The sequence below is a fragment of the Cellulomonas humilata genome (assembly GCF_030814415.1).
In the GTDB taxonomy this organism is placed as follows: Bacteria; Actinomycetota; Actinomycetes; order Actinomycetales; family Cellulomonadaceae; genus Cellulomonas; species Cellulomonas humilata_A.
This window is the reverse complement of the sequence record NZ_JAUSVB010000002.1, coordinates 55,643-74,412: the sequence shown is the minus strand read 5'-3', so window position 1 is coordinate 74,412 and position 18,770 is coordinate 55,643. Positions and strand designations below refer to the sequence as shown.

20 protein-coding genes are annotated in these 18,770 nt (G+C 72.5%); 2 read left to right on the top strand and 18 right to left on the bottom strand.

The window, feature by feature from the left end; translation table 11 throughout:
* Positions 1–67: 67 nt before the first annotated feature.
* Both J2X26_RS06495 and J2X26_RS06490 read right to left on the bottom strand, forming a co-directional pair.
* Positions 68–1,207 (bottom strand): glycosyltransferase family 4 protein, encoded by a 1,140-nt coding sequence (locus J2X26_RS06495; protein ID WP_307490818.1) that lies wholly within the window; start codon positions 1,205–1,207, stop codon positions 68–70.
* A gap of 51 nt (positions 1,208–1,258) precedes the next feature.
* On the bottom strand, positions 1,259–1,657 hold the full coding sequence (locus tag J2X26_RS06490; protein WP_307490816.1) for a DUF3817 domain-containing protein: 399 nt from the start codon (positions 1,655–1,657) through the stop codon (positions 1,259–1,261).
* A gap of 142 nt (positions 1,658–1,799) precedes the next feature.
* Here J2X26_RS06490 and J2X26_RS06485 point away from each other — a divergent pair, with 142 nt between their 5' ends.
* Positions 1,800–2,669 (top strand): hypothetical protein, encoded by an 870-nt coding sequence (locus tag J2X26_RS06485; RefSeq protein WP_307490814.1) that lies wholly within the window; start codon positions 1,800–1,802, stop codon positions 2,667–2,669.
* Positions 2,670–2,679: 10 nt separating this feature from the next.
* Here J2X26_RS06485 and guaA read toward each other — a convergent pair whose 3' ends face one another.
* The 16 genes from guaA to J2X26_RS06405 form a co-directional block, all read right to left on the bottom strand.
* A complete protein-coding gene (guaA, locus tag J2X26_RS06480; protein ID WP_307490813.1) occupies positions 2,680–4,260 on the bottom strand; it encodes a glutamine-hydrolyzing GMP synthase in 1,581 nt (526 codons plus the stop codon).
* A gap of 68 nt (positions 4,261–4,328) precedes the next feature.
* Positions 4,329–4,802, bottom strand: a complete 474-nt coding sequence (locus J2X26_RS06475) for a hypothetical protein (protein ID WP_307490812.1) — start codon at positions 4,800–4,802, stop codon at positions 4,329–4,331.
* A 4-nt stretch (positions 4,803–4,806) separates the two neighbouring features.
* Complete coding sequence (locus J2X26_RS06470) at positions 4,807–5,391, bottom strand: hypothetical protein (protein ID WP_307490811.1); 585 nt, start codon at positions 5,389–5,391, stop codon at positions 4,807–4,809.
* An 8-nt stretch (positions 5,392–5,399) separates the two neighbouring features.
* Complete coding sequence (locus tag J2X26_RS06465; protein WP_307490809.1) at positions 5,400–6,842, bottom strand: hypothetical protein; 1,443 nt, start codon at positions 6,840–6,842, stop codon at positions 5,400–5,402.
* Entirely contained in the window at positions 6,839–7,960 is a 1,122-nt protein-coding gene (locus J2X26_RS06460) for a hypothetical protein (protein WP_307490806.1), read from the bottom strand. Before J2X26_RS06460 ends, J2X26_RS06465 begins: the two co-directional genes overlap by 4 nt.
* A complete protein-coding gene (locus J2X26_RS06455) occupies positions 7,957–9,489 on the bottom strand; it encodes an OmpA family protein (RefSeq protein WP_307490805.1) in 1,533 nt (510 codons plus the stop codon). The genes J2X26_RS06460 and J2X26_RS06455 overlap by 4 nt, the downstream gene beginning before the upstream one ends.
* Positions 9,490–9,606: 117 nt before the next feature.
* Positions 9,607–9,837 carry a hypothetical protein gene (locus tag J2X26_RS06450; protein WP_307490803.1) on the bottom strand — a complete coding sequence of 77 codons (231 nt, stop codon included), beginning with the start codon at positions 9,835–9,837 and terminating at the stop codon, positions 9,607–9,609.
* Between the two features lie 59 nt (positions 9,838–9,896).
* Entirely contained in the window at positions 9,897–10,586 is a 690-nt protein-coding gene (locus J2X26_RS06445) for a response regulator transcription factor (protein ID WP_307490801.1), read from the bottom strand.
* Positions 10,583–11,788 carry a sensor histidine kinase gene (locus J2X26_RS06440; RefSeq protein WP_307490800.1) on the bottom strand — a complete coding sequence of 402 codons (1,206 nt, stop codon included), beginning with the start codon at positions 11,786–11,788 and terminating at the stop codon, positions 10,583–10,585. Before J2X26_RS06440 ends, J2X26_RS06445 begins: the two co-directional genes overlap by 4 nt.
* Positions 11,775–12,656, bottom strand: coding sequence for a type II secretion system F family protein (locus J2X26_RS06435; protein ID WP_307490798.1), 882 nt, complete (start codon positions 12,654–12,656; stop codon positions 11,775–11,777). Before J2X26_RS06435 ends, J2X26_RS06440 begins: the two co-directional genes overlap by 14 nt.
* Positions 12,656–13,579: a type II secretion system F family protein gene (locus J2X26_RS06430; protein ID WP_307490796.1), complete on the bottom strand. Its 924-nt coding sequence runs from the start codon at positions 13,577–13,579 to the stop codon at positions 12,656–12,658. The genes J2X26_RS06435 and J2X26_RS06430 overlap by 1 nt, the downstream gene beginning before the upstream one ends.
* Positions 13,576–14,871 carry a CpaF family protein gene (locus J2X26_RS06425; protein WP_307490795.1) on the bottom strand — a complete coding sequence of 432 codons (1,296 nt, stop codon included), beginning with the start codon at positions 14,869–14,871 and terminating at the stop codon, positions 13,576–13,578. The genes J2X26_RS06430 and J2X26_RS06425 overlap by 4 nt, the downstream gene beginning before the upstream one ends.
* A 3-nt stretch (positions 14,872–14,874) precedes the next feature.
* Positions 14,875–15,249, bottom strand: coding sequence for a hypothetical protein (locus J2X26_RS06420; protein WP_307490792.1), 375 nt, complete (start codon positions 15,247–15,249; stop codon positions 14,875–14,877).
* The gene (locus J2X26_RS06415; protein WP_307490791.1) at positions 15,246–16,805 is read right to left on the bottom strand and encodes an AAA family ATPase; all 1,560 of its coding nucleotides are present in this window, start codon (positions 16,803–16,805) and stop codon (positions 15,246–15,248) included. The genes J2X26_RS06420 and J2X26_RS06415 overlap by 4 nt, the downstream gene beginning before the upstream one ends.
* Positions 16,806–16,808: 3 nt before the next feature.
* A complete protein-coding gene (cpaB, locus tag J2X26_RS06410) occupies positions 16,809–17,507 on the bottom strand; it encodes a Flp pilus assembly protein CpaB (protein WP_307490789.1) in 699 nt (232 codons plus the stop codon).
* Entirely contained in the window at positions 17,504–18,283 is a 780-nt protein-coding gene (locus J2X26_RS06405; protein WP_307490788.1) for a hypothetical protein, read from the bottom strand. Before J2X26_RS06405 ends, cpaB begins: the two co-directional genes overlap by 4 nt.
* Positions 18,284–18,396: 113 nt before the next feature.
* Between J2X26_RS06405 and J2X26_RS06400 the strand changes: the two genes are divergently transcribed.
* Positions 18,397–18,732, top strand: a complete 336-nt coding sequence (locus tag J2X26_RS06400) for a DUF192 domain-containing protein (RefSeq protein ID WP_307490786.1) — start codon at positions 18,397–18,399, stop codon at positions 18,730–18,732.
* Positions 18,733–18,770 lie beyond the last annotated feature (38 nt).

Sequence of the window (18,770 nt, the reverse complement as noted above, 5' to 3'; positions counted from 1 at the left end):
TTCGTCCAACAAGGTCGACTGTAGTGACATTTGACCTGGACGAATACGGCGAATCGCCGGGGCGTTCTCAGACGCGGGCGAGACCCCGGGCGCGGCTGTACTCCGCCTCGGCGGCGCTCAGCACGTCGTCCCAACCGAACGACGGGCGCACCACACCGTTGTGCGCGAGCATCCCGTCGAGGAGCCGGCTGTCACGAGCCAGGTGGACGACGGCCTCCGTCATCTCGGCGTCGTCGGACACCAGCAGGCCGTCGATGCCGTCCTCGACGAACTCGGCGATGCCGGTGCCACGACGGGCGACGATGGCGAGCCCCGCGGTACGGGCCTCGAGCGCGGCGATGCCGAACGCCTCGAGCTCGGCCGGGGCGAGGAACACGTCGGAGTCGGTGTAGGCGGCCCGCACCTGGGGTCGGGTCAGCCGGCCGCGCAGCTCCACCACGTGCTGCAGGCCCTGGCCCGCCACGGCGGACGCGACCCTGCCCTGGGCGGGTCCGGAGCCGATGATCGACAGTCGCAGCCGGTCCGGCGGCAGGCGCCGGGCGGCCTGGCCGACCAGCTCGACCAGCGGGACCGCCCGCTTGCGGGGTGCCAGGCGCATGGTCGAGACGAGTCGCAGCGGGCCGCGCTCGCCGGGACGGCCCCGCCCCTCGGGGAGCGTGGTCGGCGCCCAGAGGTCGAGGTCGATCCCGTTGGGCATCACGGACACCTCGGCGCCGAACACCTCCCGCACCCGCGCTGCCGCGGCGTGGCTGACGGCGCTGAGGGCGGCGGGGGTCCCCTGCCAGTGCGTGCGGTGGACGAGCGTCCGCAGGGCGCCGACGACACCGTCGAGCATGCAGTGCCACGTGATCGCCGTCGGCAGGCCGACGTCGAGGGCGATCCGGGCGCCGTCGAACGCGAACGGCGAGAGCACCCCGGCGTGCACGTGGACGACGTCGGGTCGCAGGTCGGCGAACGCCGACCGCATCAGCCGGGGGCCGACGGGGTTCACCGGCAGGTCGAACGGGAGCCGCGCCCCGAGCCGGTGCACGTGCACCCCGTCCTCGAGGTCGACGACTCCCCCGCGCTCGCCGCCGACGCCCAGCGTGGCGGTCAGCACGTGCACCTCGTGCCCGGCAGCGGCCTGCCGCGAGGCGAGGTCACCCACCTGGGACTCGATCCCGCCGGTACGCGGCGCGTAGCAGTCGGAGACGTGGACGATCAGCACGGGGCCACCGTATCGGCGTGAACCGGACGTCCGTTCACGATCCTGTCCACATCACCTGCGTGCGCCACCGGCGGCCTCGATGCGCGCGAGCGCCTGGGCGTGCACCGTGCGCTCCAGCACGAACGACATCACCGGGACGACGCCGGCGGCGGCCATGGTGGCCAGCCGCCCGAGCCGCCAGCGCATCTTCGACCACAGATCGAAGACGGTGACCAGGTAGACGACGTAGACCCAGCCGTGCGCGTACGCGATCCAGGCGCCGATGACCGGGTTCGGGGTCCCGGCAGCGTCGACGCCGTTCGCGTGGAACACGTACTTGAGGATCAGCTCGACGCAGAGCAGCAGGAGCAGCGTCCCGGTGATCCACGCCATCACGCGGTAGCGCAGCGTGGCGCCCCGGGCCTTGCGCACCCACGGGTCGACGCTCGTCGCGGTCGGGCTCTCGGTCACGCTCTCACTCCCACTCGGTCGCTCTCGCAAGGAATCCTAAGGCGGCCGCGCGGCCGTCCCCGCCACGACCCGGTCCCGCCGAGGCGCTGACCGTCCACGAATCTCCGTTGACGTGCCGGCCCGGCAGGACGAGGCTCCGCCCATGGGCGTCACGACGTCAGTGTCCCGCCAGTACGAGCGCCGCCAGGCGTCCCGGGGGTGGACAGCGCTCCTCGCGCTCCTGACGGTCGCAGCGGCGGGGTCGGCCTGCACGGCGCCCGGGACTCCGCCCGCCGCTGACCCCACGTCGACGTCCCCGACGGAGCAACCCACGAGCGGCGCAGCGCCGTTCGTGGTCCAGCCGTTCGACGGTCCGGACCCGGCGCCGGTGGTCGACGGCACCACGCACCGGTACGTGAACCCGCACTCCGGCCCGAAGGCGGCCGGCGCCCCTCCGCCGTCGGACTACCGGTGGATCGAGTACACCGTCCCTGCCGGGTGGGAGGTGGGCGACACCTACATCGGGAAGAACCTCGGCGAGCCCGACGAGGTGGCGCTCAGCTTCTGGACAGCGGCAGGGGTCTATCCCGATCCCTGTCGTCGGAGCGGGAAGCTGAGCCCGTGGGACCTGTCCGTCCACGACCATCCGGACGACGCCACCATCTCGCTGGGAAGCTACCCCGCGACGGGGCTCGCGACGCAGCACGAGCGCGATGCCTCGGAACCACGTTCCGTGGCCATCCCCGACCCGACCGTCGACGCCGGCACGCCGGCGCTGCGATTCGAGCTGACCGTGCCGGCGGACCTCGACATCAGCACGTGCGACGACGGCGCCTATCGCTCGTGGCCGGGTTACGCCGACGGCTACCCGCCGAACGACAACCACGTCGCCGGACAGACGGACATCGTCTACGAGGTGGACGTCGACCGGTCCCCGCTCATCATCGACGCCTCGTTCCGGCCCGACTCGTCGGCGGAGGACATCGCCGAGCTCAGGTCCGTGATCGGGTCGATCGTCATGGACCGGTGGTGACCGACCGGCGTCACTCCCACTCGATGGTGCCCGGCGGCTTGCTGGTCACGTCGAGGACCACCCGGTTGACCTCGGGCACCTCGTTGGTGATGCGGGTCGAGATGACCGCGAGCACGTCGTAGGGCAGCCGGGTCCAGTCGGCGGTCATCGCGTCCTCGGACGACACCGGCCGCAGCACGACGGGGTGGCCGTACGTCCGGCCGTCACCCTGCACGCCGACCGACCGCACGTCCGCGAGCAGCACGACCGGGCACTGCCAGATGTCACGGTCCAGGCCGGCGCGGGTCAGCTCCTCGCGGGCGATCACGTCGGCCGCCCGCAGGATGTCGAGCCGCTCCGCCGTGACCTCGCCGATGATCCGGATGCCGAGCCCCGGGCCGGGGAACGGCTGGCGCCACACGATGCCCTCGGGCACGCCCAGCTCCAGCCCGACCGCGCGCACCTCGTCCTTGAACAGGGTCCGCAGCGGCTCGACCAGCTCGAACTGCAGGTCGTCCGGGAGCCCGCCGACGTTGTGGTGCGACTTGATGTTGGCCGCGCCCTCGCCGCCACCGGACTCCACGACGTCGGGGTAGAGCGTCCCCTGCACGAGGAACTTCACCTCGTCGTCGCTGTGCTCGACGATGTCGCGCGCCGCGTCCTCGAACACCCGGATGAACTCGCGCCCGATGATCTTGCGCTTGGTCTCGGGGTCGGTGTGCCCGGCGAGCGCCCGCAGGAACCGCTCGCGGGCGTCGACCACCTTGAGCTCGACGCCCGTCGCGGCGACGAAGTCCTTCTCCACCTGCTCGGCCTCGCCCGACCGCAGCAGTCCGTGGTCGACGAACACGCAGGTCAGCTGGCTGCCGACGGCCTTCTGGACCAGCGCCGCAGCGACCGACGAGTCCACCCCGCCGGACAGTCCGCAGATCACCCGCGCCGAGCCCACCTGCGCGCGGATCTTCTCGACCTGCTCCGCGACGACGTTGCCCGCGTTCCAGTCGGGGGTCAGGCCGGCGCCCTCGTAGAGGAAGTTCTCGAGCGCCTTCTGCCCGAGCGGCGAGTGCTTGACCTCGGGGTGCCACTGCACGCCGAACAGGCGGCGGGTGCGGTCCTCGAACGCGGCGACCGGGCTGCCCGACGAGGTCGCGAGCACCTCGAAGCCCTCGGGAGCCGCGTGCACCGCGTCCCCGTGGCTCATCCAGACGGTCTGCGAGGCGGGGCTGCCCGACAGGACCGTGCCGGCCGACGTGACCTCAACTGCGGTGCCGCCGTACTCGCGCTGGCCGGTCTGCGCGACCGTCCCGCCGAGCGCCGCGGCCATGGCCTGGAAGCCGTAGCAGATGCCGAGCACCGGGACCCCGGCCTCGAACAGCGCCGGGTCGACGAACGGGGCACCCGTGGCGTACACCGACGACGGGCCGCCGGACAGGATGATCGCGGCCGGGTCCTTGGCCAGCAGGTCCGCGACCGACGCCGTGTGCGGCACGATCTCGGAGTACACGTTGGCCTCGCGCACGCGTCGCGCGATCAGCTGCGCGTACTGCGCGCCGAAGTCGACGACGAGCACGGGACGGTGGGTGGTGGCGGCCGGGTCAGGCGTCTGCGTCACGCCGCAAGGGTAGTCGGCGCTCGGCGGTCGCCGTGCACGCTGGTCGTCGCGACCCTCCTGGGCGCGGGTCAGCCCGGGCCGGTGAGAGCCGCGTACAGGATCACGGGGACCAGGACGATCAGGGCCAGCGGCGAGTACACGCCGAGCGCCGACCGCTCGAGATCAGGCCGGTACAGGAAGATCCTGTCCGGGTCGCCCTTGGCCTGGACGACGTCCACGACCTGACCGACCTGGTACTGCCCGGCAGGCAGCTTCTGGGCGACGGTCACGCCGCCCGGCCGCGCTGCCGTCGCGATCGTGACGTTCTCCGTCGCACGCTCGACCACCGAGTGGCGCTGGAACGCGGACGTCGGGCGGACGTCCACCACGATCGCCGTCCCCCGCACACCCCGTGCGAACACGCTGTGCCGGCGGTACATGTACGCGAAGGCGGCACCGCACGCGATCACGGCGACGACCGTCACGAACGCGACGACGCCGAGCTGGAACCAGACCGGCATCGTCGACGAGTCGTCCAGCACGCCGGCGGAAATGGGCGTCACCGGCTCACCCGGCCACCTTGACCGACCGGAGGATCTCGTAGCCGACCGAGCCGTCGAGCTCGCCCTCGGGTGCCTCGGCGGCGACGGCCACGAGCCGGGTGCCGTCGGGGTCCCGCGTGGTCACCGAGATGATGTCGCGGTTGCCCGTGTCCAAGGGCAGCGTTCCCCGGATCACGACGGCCGGGCCGAAGCCCTCCCACGTGCCGGGAGTCGTCGTCATGTCCTCCAGCGACGTCCCCAGGCTCGCCGCCGACACGGCGGACGCCGCCTCGACCGCGTCATCGGTCACGTTGTCCTGCTCCGTGACCGTGAGGTACACCTCGGCGCGGTCCTCCCCGGGACGGGACAGCACGAGCTGAGTGCCGCCGCTCTCGATCTCCTGCTCCTCGACCTCGAAACCGTCGGGAACGTCGATCGAGATGCCGAGGACCTCCGTCGTGGTCGCACCGTCGATCGAGTCGACCGGTTCGATCACCTCGGCGTCGGCCCCGGCAGTGGTCTCGCCCGACGGTGCTGGCTCCGGCGAGTCCGACGTGCAGCCGGTCAGCATCCCGGTCAGCGCCACCATCGCGACCACTCCGACGGTCATCCGCTTCCTCATGCTGCGCACGCGGCCCAGTCCTTCCATCCGTTGGCACCCAGGTAGTACGCGCCCGTCGACTCCTGGGTCGAGGTCGACGCGCCGAGGCCGAACTCTAGCCCGCCGACCAGCGGGGCCTTGAGGCCGAGGGCGGCGTTCACCAGGTTCTGCCCCGAGACGTCCAGCGTCTGCGCGGTGATGTCTCCCGAGCGCCGCGCCTCGAGCATGATCGCGGGGATCGCCTGCTGCGGCGCCGTGAACGGCTGGCCCGTGGTCGCCGCCAGCACGCCGATCCCCACCAGCGCACTGGTCACGGCGGTGCGGTTGGAGTCGGTCACGTCGAACTGCGCGGAGAGGCTGACGCCCTTGCCGCCGGACCCCTGGAGGGGGAACCCGGCGAGCCCGGTCAGAGCCGCAGCGCCCTCGGCCGTCGCCGCACCGTCGAACGAGACGTCCTTGAGGTTGCCGGACGAGTCCACGGTGGTCGCGACGACGATCTCGATGCTGGCACTGCCCTCGGCGCCCTGTCCCCAGTTGCCGTCGGACGCGGACAGCCCGAGCTTGGCTGCTGCCTCGGCGTCCAGGTTCACCTTGTTGTAGATCGTGACGTCCTTGGTGTCGTGGTTGATCCGCGCACCGAGAGCCGTCGTCAGGTTGGCGGACGCGGAGCCGCCCGCGAGGATGGCGTCGGCCTGGGCGTTGCCGGCCCCGGAGATCCCCGCCTCGTAGTACGAGTAGTCGGGCAGCGGCGGGTCGTAGCTGTACCCCGTCACCTTGTCGATGGCCCACCCGATCACGTCGACGCCCACGCCGACGGCCGGGTTGATCGCCGACCCCACGCTCTTGGCACCGTTCTTCGCGATCGTGCGGTGGACGTACTCCGTGAAGGCCTCGGCGTCGCCCTTGGAGCTGAACTCGTACTCCACGCCGGCACCGGCGAAGACACCCGCGCGGGCGTCGGCCGTCAGTGCGAGGGCGCCGCCGTAGTCGCCGATCTGCAGACCGCCCTTGATCTCCCCCGCGCTCGCCACCGCGGCGGCACCGGCCTCCCCGCCGACCGTGACCCGGTAGGTGCCGTCGCTCATCTTCTCGATGGTCATCGTCCCGTCCGCGCCGAGGTCGATGAAGGCGATGGTCACGTTCGCGTTGATGTTCTCGCTGTCCTCGCCGAGCGTGCACGCCTGGTCCGGGACACGGTCGCCGTCGGCGTCGCGCTCGCCCGCGGCGCACGACGTCCCGAATGCGTCGCAGAGCTTCTCCGCGATGAGGGCACCCACCGGCGTCGAGCCCATCACCAGGGACAGGATCAGGGCGCCGACCACCAGGATGGCGCCGATGTACTCGACGGAACCGGCTCCGTCGTCGCCGGTCGGACGCCGCAGCAGCAGGCGGCTCACGGCAGGTCGCATGCGCATGGTCTCGCCTTCCACGGGGTCCGGAGCACGGTCGGGGCGGGTCATCGGGTCACCGTCAGCTCGGTGTCGGCGCGGAATCCACCGATGCCGCCGGGCGGGGCGAACGGGGGCGGCGGAGGCGGCGGGGGCGGCGGCGGCGCGCCCGGTGTCGGGCTCGGCTCAGGCGTCGGTGTGGGGGTCGGTGTCGGCGCGGGCGGCGCGGTGCGGCAGGAGCCGCCCACCAGGAACCCGAGCCACCGGCCCGAGCGGCACGCGCCGCTCTCGAGCACCAGCTTCGCGGTCGCCACGGACTCGATCCGGCGGTCCGAGTTGGGCACGGTGTCGTTGTTGCGGACGCGGACCGTGACCTCGGCGCGCACCGGGTCGACGTTCAGGGACACCAGCGTCGCGTCGTTGTCGTCGGCGTACCGCGCCGCCGCCGCGCTCACCGCTCCCGAGGAGAGGGCGCCCAGGTCGGTCCCGGCGAAGCCCCAGAAGCCGTCGGCGTCGTCCGCGTCCCAGGCCGCGTCGAACGCGTTCTCGACGGCGTTGACCCAGACGTCCGCCGCGGCGAGCGCTGCTGCGTCGGCCGCCGTGGTGGACTCGCGCCGGTCGTTCGTCGCGGAGCCGACCATCACGATCACGACGATCGTCACCGCGACGAGGCCGGCGACGGCGGGGATGAGCAGGGCGCTGACGGACCCGCGCTCGCGCTCGGACGCCACGCGGTAGCGCAGCGGCAGCCGCTCGGCCGCGCCCGGCGCCACGAACAGCACGCCGATGAGGGCGAAGACGACCCAGACCACCAGGTCCAGCAGCATCCGCCACGACCAGGGGTCGACGCCGACGAACAGCGCGAGCGAGACACCCAGCACGAGCTGGACGAACCAGGCGGCGCCGGCCGCGACGAGCATCGTCGGGACGATGTCGGACCGTGCCACGAGCCCGCGCCGGTCGCGCGACGAGCGCACGGTGATGACGCTGATGAGGGTCAGGCGCACCACGGAGAGCACCCAGCCGATCGCCACGGCCGTGGTGGGGTCGATGGCGGTCAGGAACTGGTCGAACGACGGGACGAGCAGCCAGAAGACGAGCGCATAGGTGGCCAGGTCGAGCACGACGAACAGCAGCACGGCGCGTCGGTCGATGCCCCGCACCAGGTCGGTCACCGTGTGCTGGCTCATGAGTCCTCCACCTGCACGTCCGTGATCCGGAACCGCTCGGGCACGTCGATGTCGACGGAGTCGCCGCCGAGGTCGGGCCACACCACGGTCACGGTCACCGACTCACCCTGCTCGACGGGCGCGTCGAGGAACCGGTCCGCGACGACCGCCCGGCGGTCCTTGGTGCTGCCGTTGCCGGCCGCGGTGATGTAGTCGCCCGGGTACAGCCGGCTGCCCTCGCCGAGCAGGCTCACGTTGAACGCACCTGCGGCGAGCGTCAGGGGCGAGACGCCGCGGCCGAGGCTGCGCCCGGTCGCGAAGTCGCCGAAGAGACCCGTCAGCGGACCCTTGCCCTCGGACGTCCGCTCCACCTGGAGCGAACCCACGAGGTAGCCGTCGTGCCGCTCGACCGAGGTCGCCGTGATGTCGTACCCGACGCCGTCGACGTCGACGGACACGGTCTCGTCGCCCGAGGCGACCGGACCGGTCGCCTCCGGGGCGGGGACGCTGCTCGGCACGTCGACCGCGGCACCGGGGTCCTTGGTGGTGAAGCGGATCTCGACGCGACGGTTCGCCGACCGGGCCTCGGGGGAGCTGCCGGGCGCGACGGGCTCGCTCTCGCCCTTGCCGTCGACGGCCACGGTGTACCCCGCGCCGAGCGCCGGGGTGAGCCGGTCCGCCACGGACTGCGCCCGCTTGATCGACAGGTCCTGGTTGTAGGCGTCCGAGCCCACGTCGTCCGTGTGCCCCACGACCGTGACCTCGCCCGACTGCCCGCTGGCCAGGATCTGCTGCGCCGCGACGTCGACCACCGCGGCCGCCTCGGGGGTCAGGGCGAACTCGTCCGTGGCGAACAGGACGTCGGACGCGAGCGTGACGGTCGCCGTCTCACCCTCGACCCGCGCGCTCGACGTGTCGTCGTACCCGACCGTGAACGCGTCGATCGTGGCGGACGAGGAGGTGATCTCACCCTCGGCGCCGAGCTCCTCAGGCGTGGAGGCGAGGTCCGAGGCATCGGCGGACTCGACGGGCACGCCGGAGACCAGGCCGAAGTACGGGAAGAGGACGTCGATGGTGTCCGACGTCGGCGCGGCGAAGTACGCCTCCGCGGTGATCGTGTCACCGGGGGTCAGGTTCAGCGGCCCGCTGGTGGTCACGGCCTGGTTGCTGGAGTCGCGCGCCGTGTCGAACACGGTCGACGACGGCAGGTCGAGCAGGCGCAGCTGTCCGACGTTGAGGAACGAGCCCGGGTCGCGCAGCAGCACGCCGAGCGAGATCGACGTCCCCTCGGGGGCGTCCTCCGGCATCGTGAAGTCGACCGTGAGCAGCGACGAGTCGCTGGTCGCCTGGAGCGGGTGCACGGTGATCTCCACCGGCGCTCCGAGGTGCTCCACCTCCGACGTCACCGCGCCGTCCTGCGTCGCGCTCGCCGACGGCGCGGACGAGCCTGAGCTCGTCGGGTCCGGGTCGGGCGAGTCGGGCGAGCAGCCGGCGACGACGAGCACGCTGACGAGGGCGGTGCTCAGGACGGCGAGGGGAGGACGACGCACCAGGCGTTCCTTTCGTCGGTCGGTGTCCGCCACGGGCGGCACCCGTGGTGGGTGGGACGGCGACAGGTCCGGGAGCCGCAGATGCTCGGCTCCCGGACCTGGACCCTGCTCGGGCGATCAGCCGCCGATGCCGTCGATCGCGTCCTGGAGCTTGGTGACGATGGTGTCGCCCAGGCCGCTCGCGGCGGCGATGACGACCCCGATGATGGCGACGACGACGAGGATGATGCCGACGTACTCGACCGAGCCCTGGCCACGCTCGTCGCTGCGGACGCGGTCGAACGCGCCGAGGACAAAGCCGGTGAAGGCGAGCTGGGCGGCAACGGCGCGGCGGGTGAGGTTCTCCACGATGATCTCCTGTGGTCCGTGGGGACTGGCCCCGAGGTCTCTTGCTGACAACGACGACGTTACGGACGCGGCGAGCGCGGCACGACCTGCCCAGGACCCATCTCGGGCCCCTTTGTGACCAGGCCCTGGGGCCCACCCGACGGGTTCAGCCAGAGGGCGACCGCCTGGGCCCGGGTGGTCGCGCCGAGCTTGCTGAAGATGCTGTTGATGTGGTTCTTCACGGTCTTCTCGCTGAGGAAGAGCGTGCGCGCGATCTGCGTGTTCGTCAGTCCCTGGGCCACCACGTCCATCACCTCCGCCTCCCGGGTCGAGAGCCCACCGGGGCGTACGGGCGGGGCCGGCGGCGCCGGCGGGGCGGGCGACGACCAGGGCGACAGGCCCGCCGTGAAGGTGCCACCCGCGAGGCAGGCCCGGATCGCCGACCCGAGCGCGTCGGGGGCCAGGGACCCGTGGATGATGTAGCCCGAGGCGCCCTGCCGCATCGCGTCGGCCACGATCTCGAGGTCGTCGGTGTTGGTGAGCATCAGGACGGTGGCCCGCCCGACGAGATCCGGCAGGGCCGAGAGCCCGTCCCGCACCGGCATCCGCACATCGAGCAGCACCACGTCGATGCCGCCCGCCTGCACCCGCTCGACGGCCTCGGCGCCGTTCGCGGCCTCCTCGACCGACTCGACGTCGTCCAGCTCGCTCAGGGTGGCGCGCAGGCCGAGCCGGATCAGCGCGTTGTCGTCGGCGACGAGGACCCTCACGACGCCACCGCCGCCCGCTGCTCGAGGGGGAACGTCACGGTGGTCAGGAGCCCGCCGCCCGGAGGGGTGCTGCGCACGACGTCGCCACCGCGCTCCCGGGCGCGCTCGGCGATGCCGATCACCCCGAAGTGCCCGTCCGGGACGGTCCCCTGCTCGGGCTCGTCCATCCCGCAGCCGTCGTCGCCGACCTCGACCAGCACGTCGGTCTCCCTCTTCTCGATCCGCACCGACGCGTTGCGCGCCCCGGAGTGACGCCGCACGTTCTCCAGCAGCTCCAGGACCACGGCCCGCACGTCGACCGCGAGCTCCGGGTCGATCTCGGACACCCGCGGGTCCACCTCGGCCGCGCAGGCGATCTCGGTCCGCGCCGCCCACCGCTCGCAGATCTCGACCAGGTCCTCGTGCACGGACGTCTCGGCCCGACGCAGCTCACCGAGCGCGGCGCGCGTGTCGGCGAGCGCGGTGCGGACCGTCTCGACCAGCTGCTCGGCCGTGCGACGGGAGCTCTCGCTGGCGTCGTCCCGCTCGAGGCGGCGCGCCAGCGACTCGCTCAGCATGACCGCGCCAGCGAGGTCACCGGCGACCGTGTCGTGCAGGTCCCGCGCGATCCGCACGCGCTCGACGGTGGCCGCCCGGCGGGCCTGCGTGGCCGCGAGCTCGTTGCCGACGGCCGCCTGGGCGCGCAGCGCACCACCGAGCGCGTTGCCTGCCCACGCCATGCCGATGACCCCGGCCGCGCCCGCGCCGAGCACCGCCCAGCTCATCTCGTCGCCCGGGGTTGACCGGTTCGCGGCCACCAGCGTGAGCGCGATCGGGATGGCCATGACCAGCGCCAGCCGCATGCCGACGATCACGCCGAGGAGCCCGACGGTCGCCGCCGCGTACACGACCATCAGCTCGCCGTCGATCACCAGCAGGACGATCACGGTCGTGATGAGGTCGCAGGCGAGCAGGATCCCTGAGCGGGACAGCAGGTCACCGCGGCGCTCCCACGAGTGCGCCGGGAAGTACGAGAAGGGGGCCGCCACGACGACCAGCAGCACGCCCAGCAGCGTGATGCCCCCCTGGGCGATCGAGGACACCAGCCCGATCGCGAGGATCGCGAGCCGCACCTCGCACAGCAGCCGGACCACCCCGCCGATGGCGAGGTGCGCGGGCGGGGCTGCGGGCGCCACAGCACCCGCAGCGTCAGAAGAGGTCACCGAGCACATCCATGTTGGCGAGCACGATCGCCGACCCGATGAGCAGCAGGGTGCCGGGCACGATCGTCATCGTCACGACGAGCGACACCTTGGGCCCCGCCTTCGCAGCCGCCTGCCGGACGCGCTGCGCGTGCTCCTTGCGCACGTCGCCGGCGATGTCCTCGAGCGCGCTCGACAGCGGGACGCCCAGCTCCTCGGCCTGCAGGAGCGCGGTGACGAAGGCGCCGACTCCCTCGGAGCGGGTGCGGTCGCGCAGGGCGACGAACGCCTGCCGGCGCGTGACGCCGACGCTCATCTCCTGCAGACAGGTCCGCATCTCCTCGGCGAGCGGGCCGGTGTGGAACTCGCACACGCGCTCGACCGCCTGACGGAAACCGAGGCCGGCCGTGACGGTCACGCCGAGGACGTCGAGGAAGTCGGGCAGCTCGTCGTCGATCTGCGCCTGCCGCTTGTTGCCCGCACCCAGCAGCCACAGCCGCATCCACGCCGCGAGGAGCACGAACACGGCCAGGCCGAACAGGAACTGCCCGATGATCGTGAACACGACGAGGACCACGAGCCCGATGACCACGAACGCGGCCTGCCGGCGCAGGTAGAGGGTCAGCGTGAGGCCGTCCGGCCGGCCGGCCCGTCGGATGGTCTCCTCGAGCCGCCGTAGCCGGGCGGGGCCGTAGATCCGCATGGTCGTCCCGAGGAACCGGGACCCCATGGCGTCGAGGAACGCGCCGAAGCCGAGCCGGCGGCCGCCCGCCTGGGTCGTGCGGATCGATGCCTCGACGTCCTCGAGCCCGGTGGTCCGCAGCATCCGCACGCCGACGATGCCGAGGACCGTCAGGCCGGCGGCGACGAGCGCGACGAGGAGGACCATCAGAACTTCACCTTCGTGATGCGGTTGATCACGAAGAAGCCGATGAGGAACAGCGCGGCGGCCGTGCCCAGCACCAGCTGCCCGATGAGGGTGCCGAACATCGTGTCGAGGGCGCCCGGTGACAGGACGTTCATGAAGATGACGGCGAACCCGCCGATGAGCACGACGGCGTACCCGGAGAACGTGGCGCCGACGACGGCGGTCTTGATCTCGCGCCTCAGCTGGCGCCGCTCGTCGAGGGTCGCCGCGATGTTCTGCAGGGCCGTGACGAGCGCCCCGCCGGCCTTGCCCTGGATGACCAGGGTCTGCACCAGCACGACGAGCTCGCGCGACGGCAGCCGCTCGGCGAGATGCCCGAGGGCGCCCTGCAGGCTCTGCCCGACGGCGAGCTCGGCGCCCACCTGACCGAGCTCGGTGGCCGCGGGCTCCTCCATCTCACGCGCGGCCAGCTCGATGGAGCGCCGCACGCCCAGACCTGCCTGCGCTCCGTTGGCGAGCAGCCGCGCGAGCTCGGGCAGCTGCCCGATGAACTTCTCGATGCGCGCCTCGCGGCGCTTCTGGAGCCAGCGGCGGGAGGACGCCACGACGATCACGACCGCCAGGACCGCGGCGATCCGGCCGGCGATCAGCGAGGTCACGAACGCGGCCGCCAGCGCCGCACCCGTCACCAGCAGCACGAAGACGGTCGGCGTCCAGCCGACCAGGCCCGACCCGGCGAGCAGGGCGGCGATGGCCGAGCCCCAGCGCGTCCGGCGGAACCGGACGTCGATCCGGCCGAGCAGGTCGCTGCGCCACGTCGGCCGCGCGTCCACGGCGGCGAGCAGCCGGCGCCGGTACGCGACGTCCTGCTGGAGGACCGCCACGGTGGTCACCAGGAGCACGAGCGTGACGAACAGCATCGCCGCGATGAGCACCGGCGTCATGCGGCACCGCCCTCGGCCACCACGACCGTCTCCCCCGCGCGCAGGAGCCGGTCCCGGAGGGCCTGCGGCAGCGGGTGGCTGGTCCACGTACCGGTGACGTGCCGGTCCGGTCCGATCGGGTCCTGCCGGAAGGTCCGCAGCGGCACCAGGTCGTAGTCCGCCCGGCGGCTGGACACCAGCGCGGCGATCTCGGCCACGCGGCGCGTCCCGTCGACCCCGCGCTCGAGGTGGATCACCAGGTCGATCGCGGAGTTGACCTGGTCGCGGATGGTCGCCACCGGCAGCTCGAGCTCACTCATGCTGGCGAGGGTCTCGAGCCGGCCGAGCGCGTCGAACGCCGAGTTGGCGTGCACGGTGGCGAGCGAGCCCTCGTGGCCGGTGTTCATCGCCTGGAGCATGTCCAGGGTCTCCCCGCCGCGGACCTCACCGACGACGATGCGGTCGGGACGCATGCGCAGAGAGTTGCGGACGAGGTCCCGGATGGTGACCTGACCCGTGCCCTCCACGTTGGCCGGGCGCGACTCGAGGCGCACCACGTGCTCCTGCTGCAGCGACAGCTCGGCGGCGTCCTCGATGGTCACGATGCGCTCGTGCGCGGGGATCAGGCCCGACAGCGCGTTGAGGAACGTCGTCTTCCCGGTGCCGGTACCGCCCGAGATCATGACGTTGAACCGCGCCCGGACGCACGCGCCCAGCAGGGTCGCCGCGTGGACGTCGAGGCTGCCCTTCTCGACGAGCTCCGCCAGCCGGTAGGGCTGCGGGAAGCGGCGGATGGTCAGCGACGGCCCGTCGAGCGCGAGCGGCGGGATGATGACGTTGACGCGCTCCCCGGTCGGGAGCCGGGCGTCGACCATCGGGGACGACTCGTCGACGCGGCGGTTCACCGTCGAGACGATGCGGTCGATGGTCTGGTACAGCTGCTCCTCGGAGGCGAAGGTCGTGGCGACGCGCTGCACGCGACCGAGCCGTTCCACGAAGATGTCGCGCGGCCCGTTGACCATGATCTCGGTGATCGACTGGTCCGCGAGGAGCGGCTCGAGGACACCGAGGCCGAGCGCGTCGTCGACGACGCGCTGGATGAGCACGGACCGGTCGCGCGTCGCGAGCACCGGGCCGTCGGCGGAGAGCAGGCTCGACAGGATGCGTTCGAGTCGCGCGCGCCGCTGCGCGGGCTTGAGCCGCGCGAGCTCGTCGAGGTCCACCTCCTCGAGGAGACGGTCCCGGTAGTGGCTGATGAGGTCGGGCTCGTCCGACGAGCCCTCGGACTGCTGGAGGCGATCACGGAGCGCCACGGATCACCCTCTCGGCAGGACGGCGTCGCGCGTCACGCTGAAGCTGCGGGACGTGATGCCGGGCAGGACGATCGGCACCCGGACGGCGACCTCGACGCGGACGCCGTCGCCCGGGTAGCTGGTCGAGATGCTGTCGACCTGCGCCCACCCCGGAAGCTGCCGGTGCACCTCGTTGCTGACGTCGAGGCCCAGGGCCTGCGCCCGGGCGCCGGACCGCGCGGCCTGCTGGGCGGCGGAGGTGACCTGCGCGACGTAGAGCCCCTGGATGCAGAGCATCGCGACGACCACGAGGACGGACACGAAGCCGATCAGCTCCAGCGAGATCGCGCCGCGGTCGGAGCCGGCCCGACGACGGGCCTGCTCGAGCCGGGCCCTCACGCGTCGTCCCGCTGCACGGGCACCGAGACCGTCGAGGACAGCGACACCCCGGGGATCACCACGGGGGCGCCGATCCGGACGACCACGGAGTCCGGGCCCACGGTGACGTCGGCCTCGCGGCGCCACGGCCCGACGAGCTCGTCCGTCGCGTCCCGCGTGGCCAGCGCGACGGCGTCGGGCCCGTAGGGCATGACGCCGACGGTCCGCGCGCCCTCGCTCGCGGCGTTGCGGGCGAACAGGAACCCGGTCCCCCAGGCCACGCCCTGCGCGCAGAGCAGGAAGACGATGATCGCGATGGTGAAGACGACGGGCGTCTCCACCGCGATCTGACCGGAGGACGACCCCGCGCGGAGCCTGCGCCGCTGACCCCGCGAGGCGGGCACGGCCGGCTCCGCCTCGCCCAGGTCGCCGGGCTCCAAAGTGGGCACCCGCAGGATCTGCTCGCCGAGCTTGGCGACGGCCGTGTGCGCCGGTCCGACCGCGGTGGCGATCGAGGCGGTGTTCATCGCCGACTCGAACGCGGCGCCACCGTCCGGCACGCTCGCGTCGATGGGCGTCTCGATGATCCGGACCGCCAGGGTCTCGGTCACCTCGCTGCGGCGGTTCTGCCGGTTGAGCACGACCTGCACGCCGGACCGCGACCGGACCATGAGCCGCTCCCACATCGCCAGCGTCCGGCGCGCGGAGCGCAGTGCCGGCAGGTCGGGAGTGACGACGAGCAGCGTGAGGTCGGCCTCCTCCAGCACGCTGGCGGTCGCCTCGGTGAGGTGCGAGCCGACGTCGACGATCGAGACGTCGTACTGGAACCGCAGCGCGCTGACCACAGCCCGGGCGGCGCGCGGGGTCATCTCCTCCTCGCGCTCCCCGTCGTTCGGGGCGGACAGGAGCCGCAGGCCGCCGGGCACGTCGTACGACGTCTCCCGCAGGATGCGCCCCGACATCTCGCCGGCGATGTCCACGAGGTCGACCACGGACCTGCGGGTGTGCACGCCGAGGTACGCGGCCAGGTCGCCGGACTGGAGGTCGAAGTCGACGAGCCCGACGGTGCGGGTGCCGAGCAGCGACTGCGCGAGCAGCAGCGCGACCGCGGAGGTCCCGACGCCACCCTTCGCGCCGGCCACAGCGATGACGCGCCCGCCGCGCCCCAGGGTGGAGTCCGACCCGACCGCCGAGCGCGCGGCGGTGACCCACTGCGCGACGGTCTCGAGCCGGGACACGATCTCGGCGAGGCTCGACGCGCTGGAGATGACGGACCGGGCCCCGGACTCCATGGCCGCGGCGAACTGCTCCGGCCCGGCCTGGTCGACGAGCATGACGATGCCGAGCAGCGGGCTGGCGGAGGCGATCGAGCGGGCGACCGCGAGGCCACGGCCTCCATCGAGGCGCGCGTCGACGACGAGGATGTCCGTGTCCGGGCTGCGCTCCAGCGCGTCCGAGACGTCCGAGGCCTCCCGGACGACCTGCATCAGCGAGATGGAGTCGGCCTCCGCGAGCACCTGCGTGATGTGCTCGGCGGTGGAGTCGTTCGGTGAGGCGAGGACCAGCTTGATCGTCATCGGTCAGCCACCCGCCTGGAACACGAGCTCGTCGTCCGGGAGGATCTCGTCGTCCCCGTCGCCGCGCAGCGCGAGCCGCAGCTTGGTGGAGAAGCTCTCGGCGTACGCGAGCCGCAAGGAGTCCGCAGAGCTGAGCGCGAACGTCACGGGCACCCCCTGGGTCGTTCCGTAGTTGCCGGCGTCGTCGGACGTGCTGACATCGCTCGGGAGACCGACCTCGAGGACGAGCGCGTTGGACACCCAGACCTCGGCCCGCTCCGGCACGTCCTCCTCGCCGCCGGTGGTGGCGATGATGTCCACATGGTCTCCCGGACGGACCTTTCCGGCCACACCGGTCTCCGCGTCGACCACGATCGCGACCTCGCGGAAGCCGGGCTGGACGCCCGGTCGCGGGATCAGCATGCCGTCGAGCAGGACGGAGCCCTCCGGAAGATCGGTCGCGGCCACGAGCCCGGCGGTCTCGGCGACGTTCTGCACGGCGGTCGGCGGGACCCAGCGCTCCGGCATCTCGACCTCCTCGAACATGTCGGGCTCGATCGGCTGGTACGCGGTCACCCCCTGCTTGAGCTGGAGCGCCTGCGTCATGGGGCCTACCTGCGAGCTGACGTTGCCCACGAAGACGACGACGGCGAGGAACACCGCGATCGCACCGAGGGCTGTGACGACGAGCAGGACCGCTCCACGTCGTTGACGCGGGTTCATGCAACCGCTCCGTTCGAGATGTCGATCGGGGACTGTGAGGACAGGCCCACCTGGCAGAAGACGCAGAGCCGACCAGCGCCGACCCGCTGGCAGGAGGGACACCGGGGCTGCCGGGCGGAGCCGGCGGACTGCAGGGCCGTCGAGACGATCTCCTCGAGGGTGACGTGCAGGACGGTGGTCTCCCGCCAGCGCGAGGAGCCCCAGCGCCCGCCGTCGTCGGAGGCCAGCTCCATGAGCCCCGGGGTACCGGGCGGCAGCGCCACCTCGCCCGGGACGGCCTTGTCCGAGCCCGCTGTCACGACCGCGACGCCCGGGGGCAGGTCGGGTGCGTCGCCCTGCCGCACGGTCCCGGCCCGCCAGTCGACGACGAACCGGGCACCCGGGACCAGACCTGCGACGTGCTGGGCGACCGACGGCGTCGGACGTTCGAGCGACGACACCGAGGAGAGCTGCGCGATGGTCGTCGTGGACCGGCGGACGTCGTCCAGCACGGCGTCGACGAGCCCCAGCGCGTTGCCGGGGAGCAGCTGCGCCGCTGCGGCCATGACGAAGAACTCGGTGACGGGTTCGTCGTGGTGCGCCAGGCCGATGCGCCCCTGACCCAGGGACAGCCGTGCGCTGCGGGCGGCGCGGCGTGCCTCGTCGTCGGCGGACAGCAGCACGACGTCGACGGTCGGGAACTGGGCGATCGCGGCGAGGATCGACTCCGTGTCGGCCTCGCACGAGGGTGTCCCCGAGGGGACCCGGTCGGTAGGGGCGACGGCGATGACGGGCACGGTGCTCCCCCCACTGGTCGAACGGGACGGTCCCCCCTGGCAACTGGCGGGCAGAGACTAGCATCCGGCCTGACGCCTTTGACCGGATTGGCGGCCGCCCGGAAGGAGGTCCGATGCGCACGCACGAGCTCGTCGTGAGCGGTGTCGAGGTGGGACCCGTGCTCGTCGCGGACACCTACTGGAGCCGGCTGCGGGGCATGCTCGGCAGGCGGCCGCTCCCACCCGCTCTGCTGCTCCGACCTGCGAACTCGGTCCACGGGATGGGGATGCTGGAGACGCTCGAGGTGGCGGTCCTCGACGCCGACGGCACCGTGCTGAGCACTCGTGAGCTGCGACCGATGGGGCTCACCCCGACCGTCCGTGGAGGCGCTCAGGTGCTCGAGGCGCCCGTCGGTAGCTTCACCCGTTGGGGCCTGGTCACGGGAAGCCGGATCACCACCCGCGGGTGACCCGTCCGGAGGACCGCCCGGCCGTCGGAAAAGCATGA

Coding starts and splice junctions, on each gene's coding strand:
- J2X26_RS06430 (WP_307490796.1), bottom strand. CDS start 13,579: ATGACGCCGGTGCTCATCGCGGCGATGCTGTTCGTCACGCTCGTGCTC.
- J2X26_RS06460 (WP_307490806.1), bottom strand. CDS start 7,960: ATGAGCCAGCACACGGTGACCGACCTGGTGCGGGGCATCGACCGACGC.
- cpaB (WP_307490789.1), bottom strand. CDS start 17,507: ATGAACCCGCGTCAACGACGTGGAGCGGTCCTGCTCGTCGTCACAGCC.
- J2X26_RS06485 (WP_307490814.1), top strand. CDS start 1,800: ATGGGCGTCACGACGTCAGTGTCCCGCCAGTACGAGCGCCGCCAGGCG.
- J2X26_RS06465 (WP_307490809.1), bottom strand. CDS start 6,842: ATGACCCGCCCCGACCGTGCTCCGGACCCCGTGGAAGGCGAGACCATG.
- J2X26_RS06435 (WP_307490798.1), bottom strand. CDS start 12,656: ATGGTCCTCCTCGTCGCGCTCGTCGCCGCCGGCCTGACGGTCCTCGGC.
- J2X26_RS06470 (WP_307490811.1), bottom strand. CDS start 5,391: ATGACCGTCGGAGTGGTCGCGATGGTGGCGCTGACCGGGATGCTGACC.
- J2X26_RS06415 (WP_307490791.1), bottom strand. CDS start 16,805: ATGACGATCAAGCTGGTCCTCGCCTCACCGAACGACTCCACCGCCGAG.
- J2X26_RS06400 (WP_307490786.1), top strand. CDS start 18,397: ATGCGCACGCACGAGCTCGTCGTGAGCGGTGTCGAGGTGGGACCCGTG.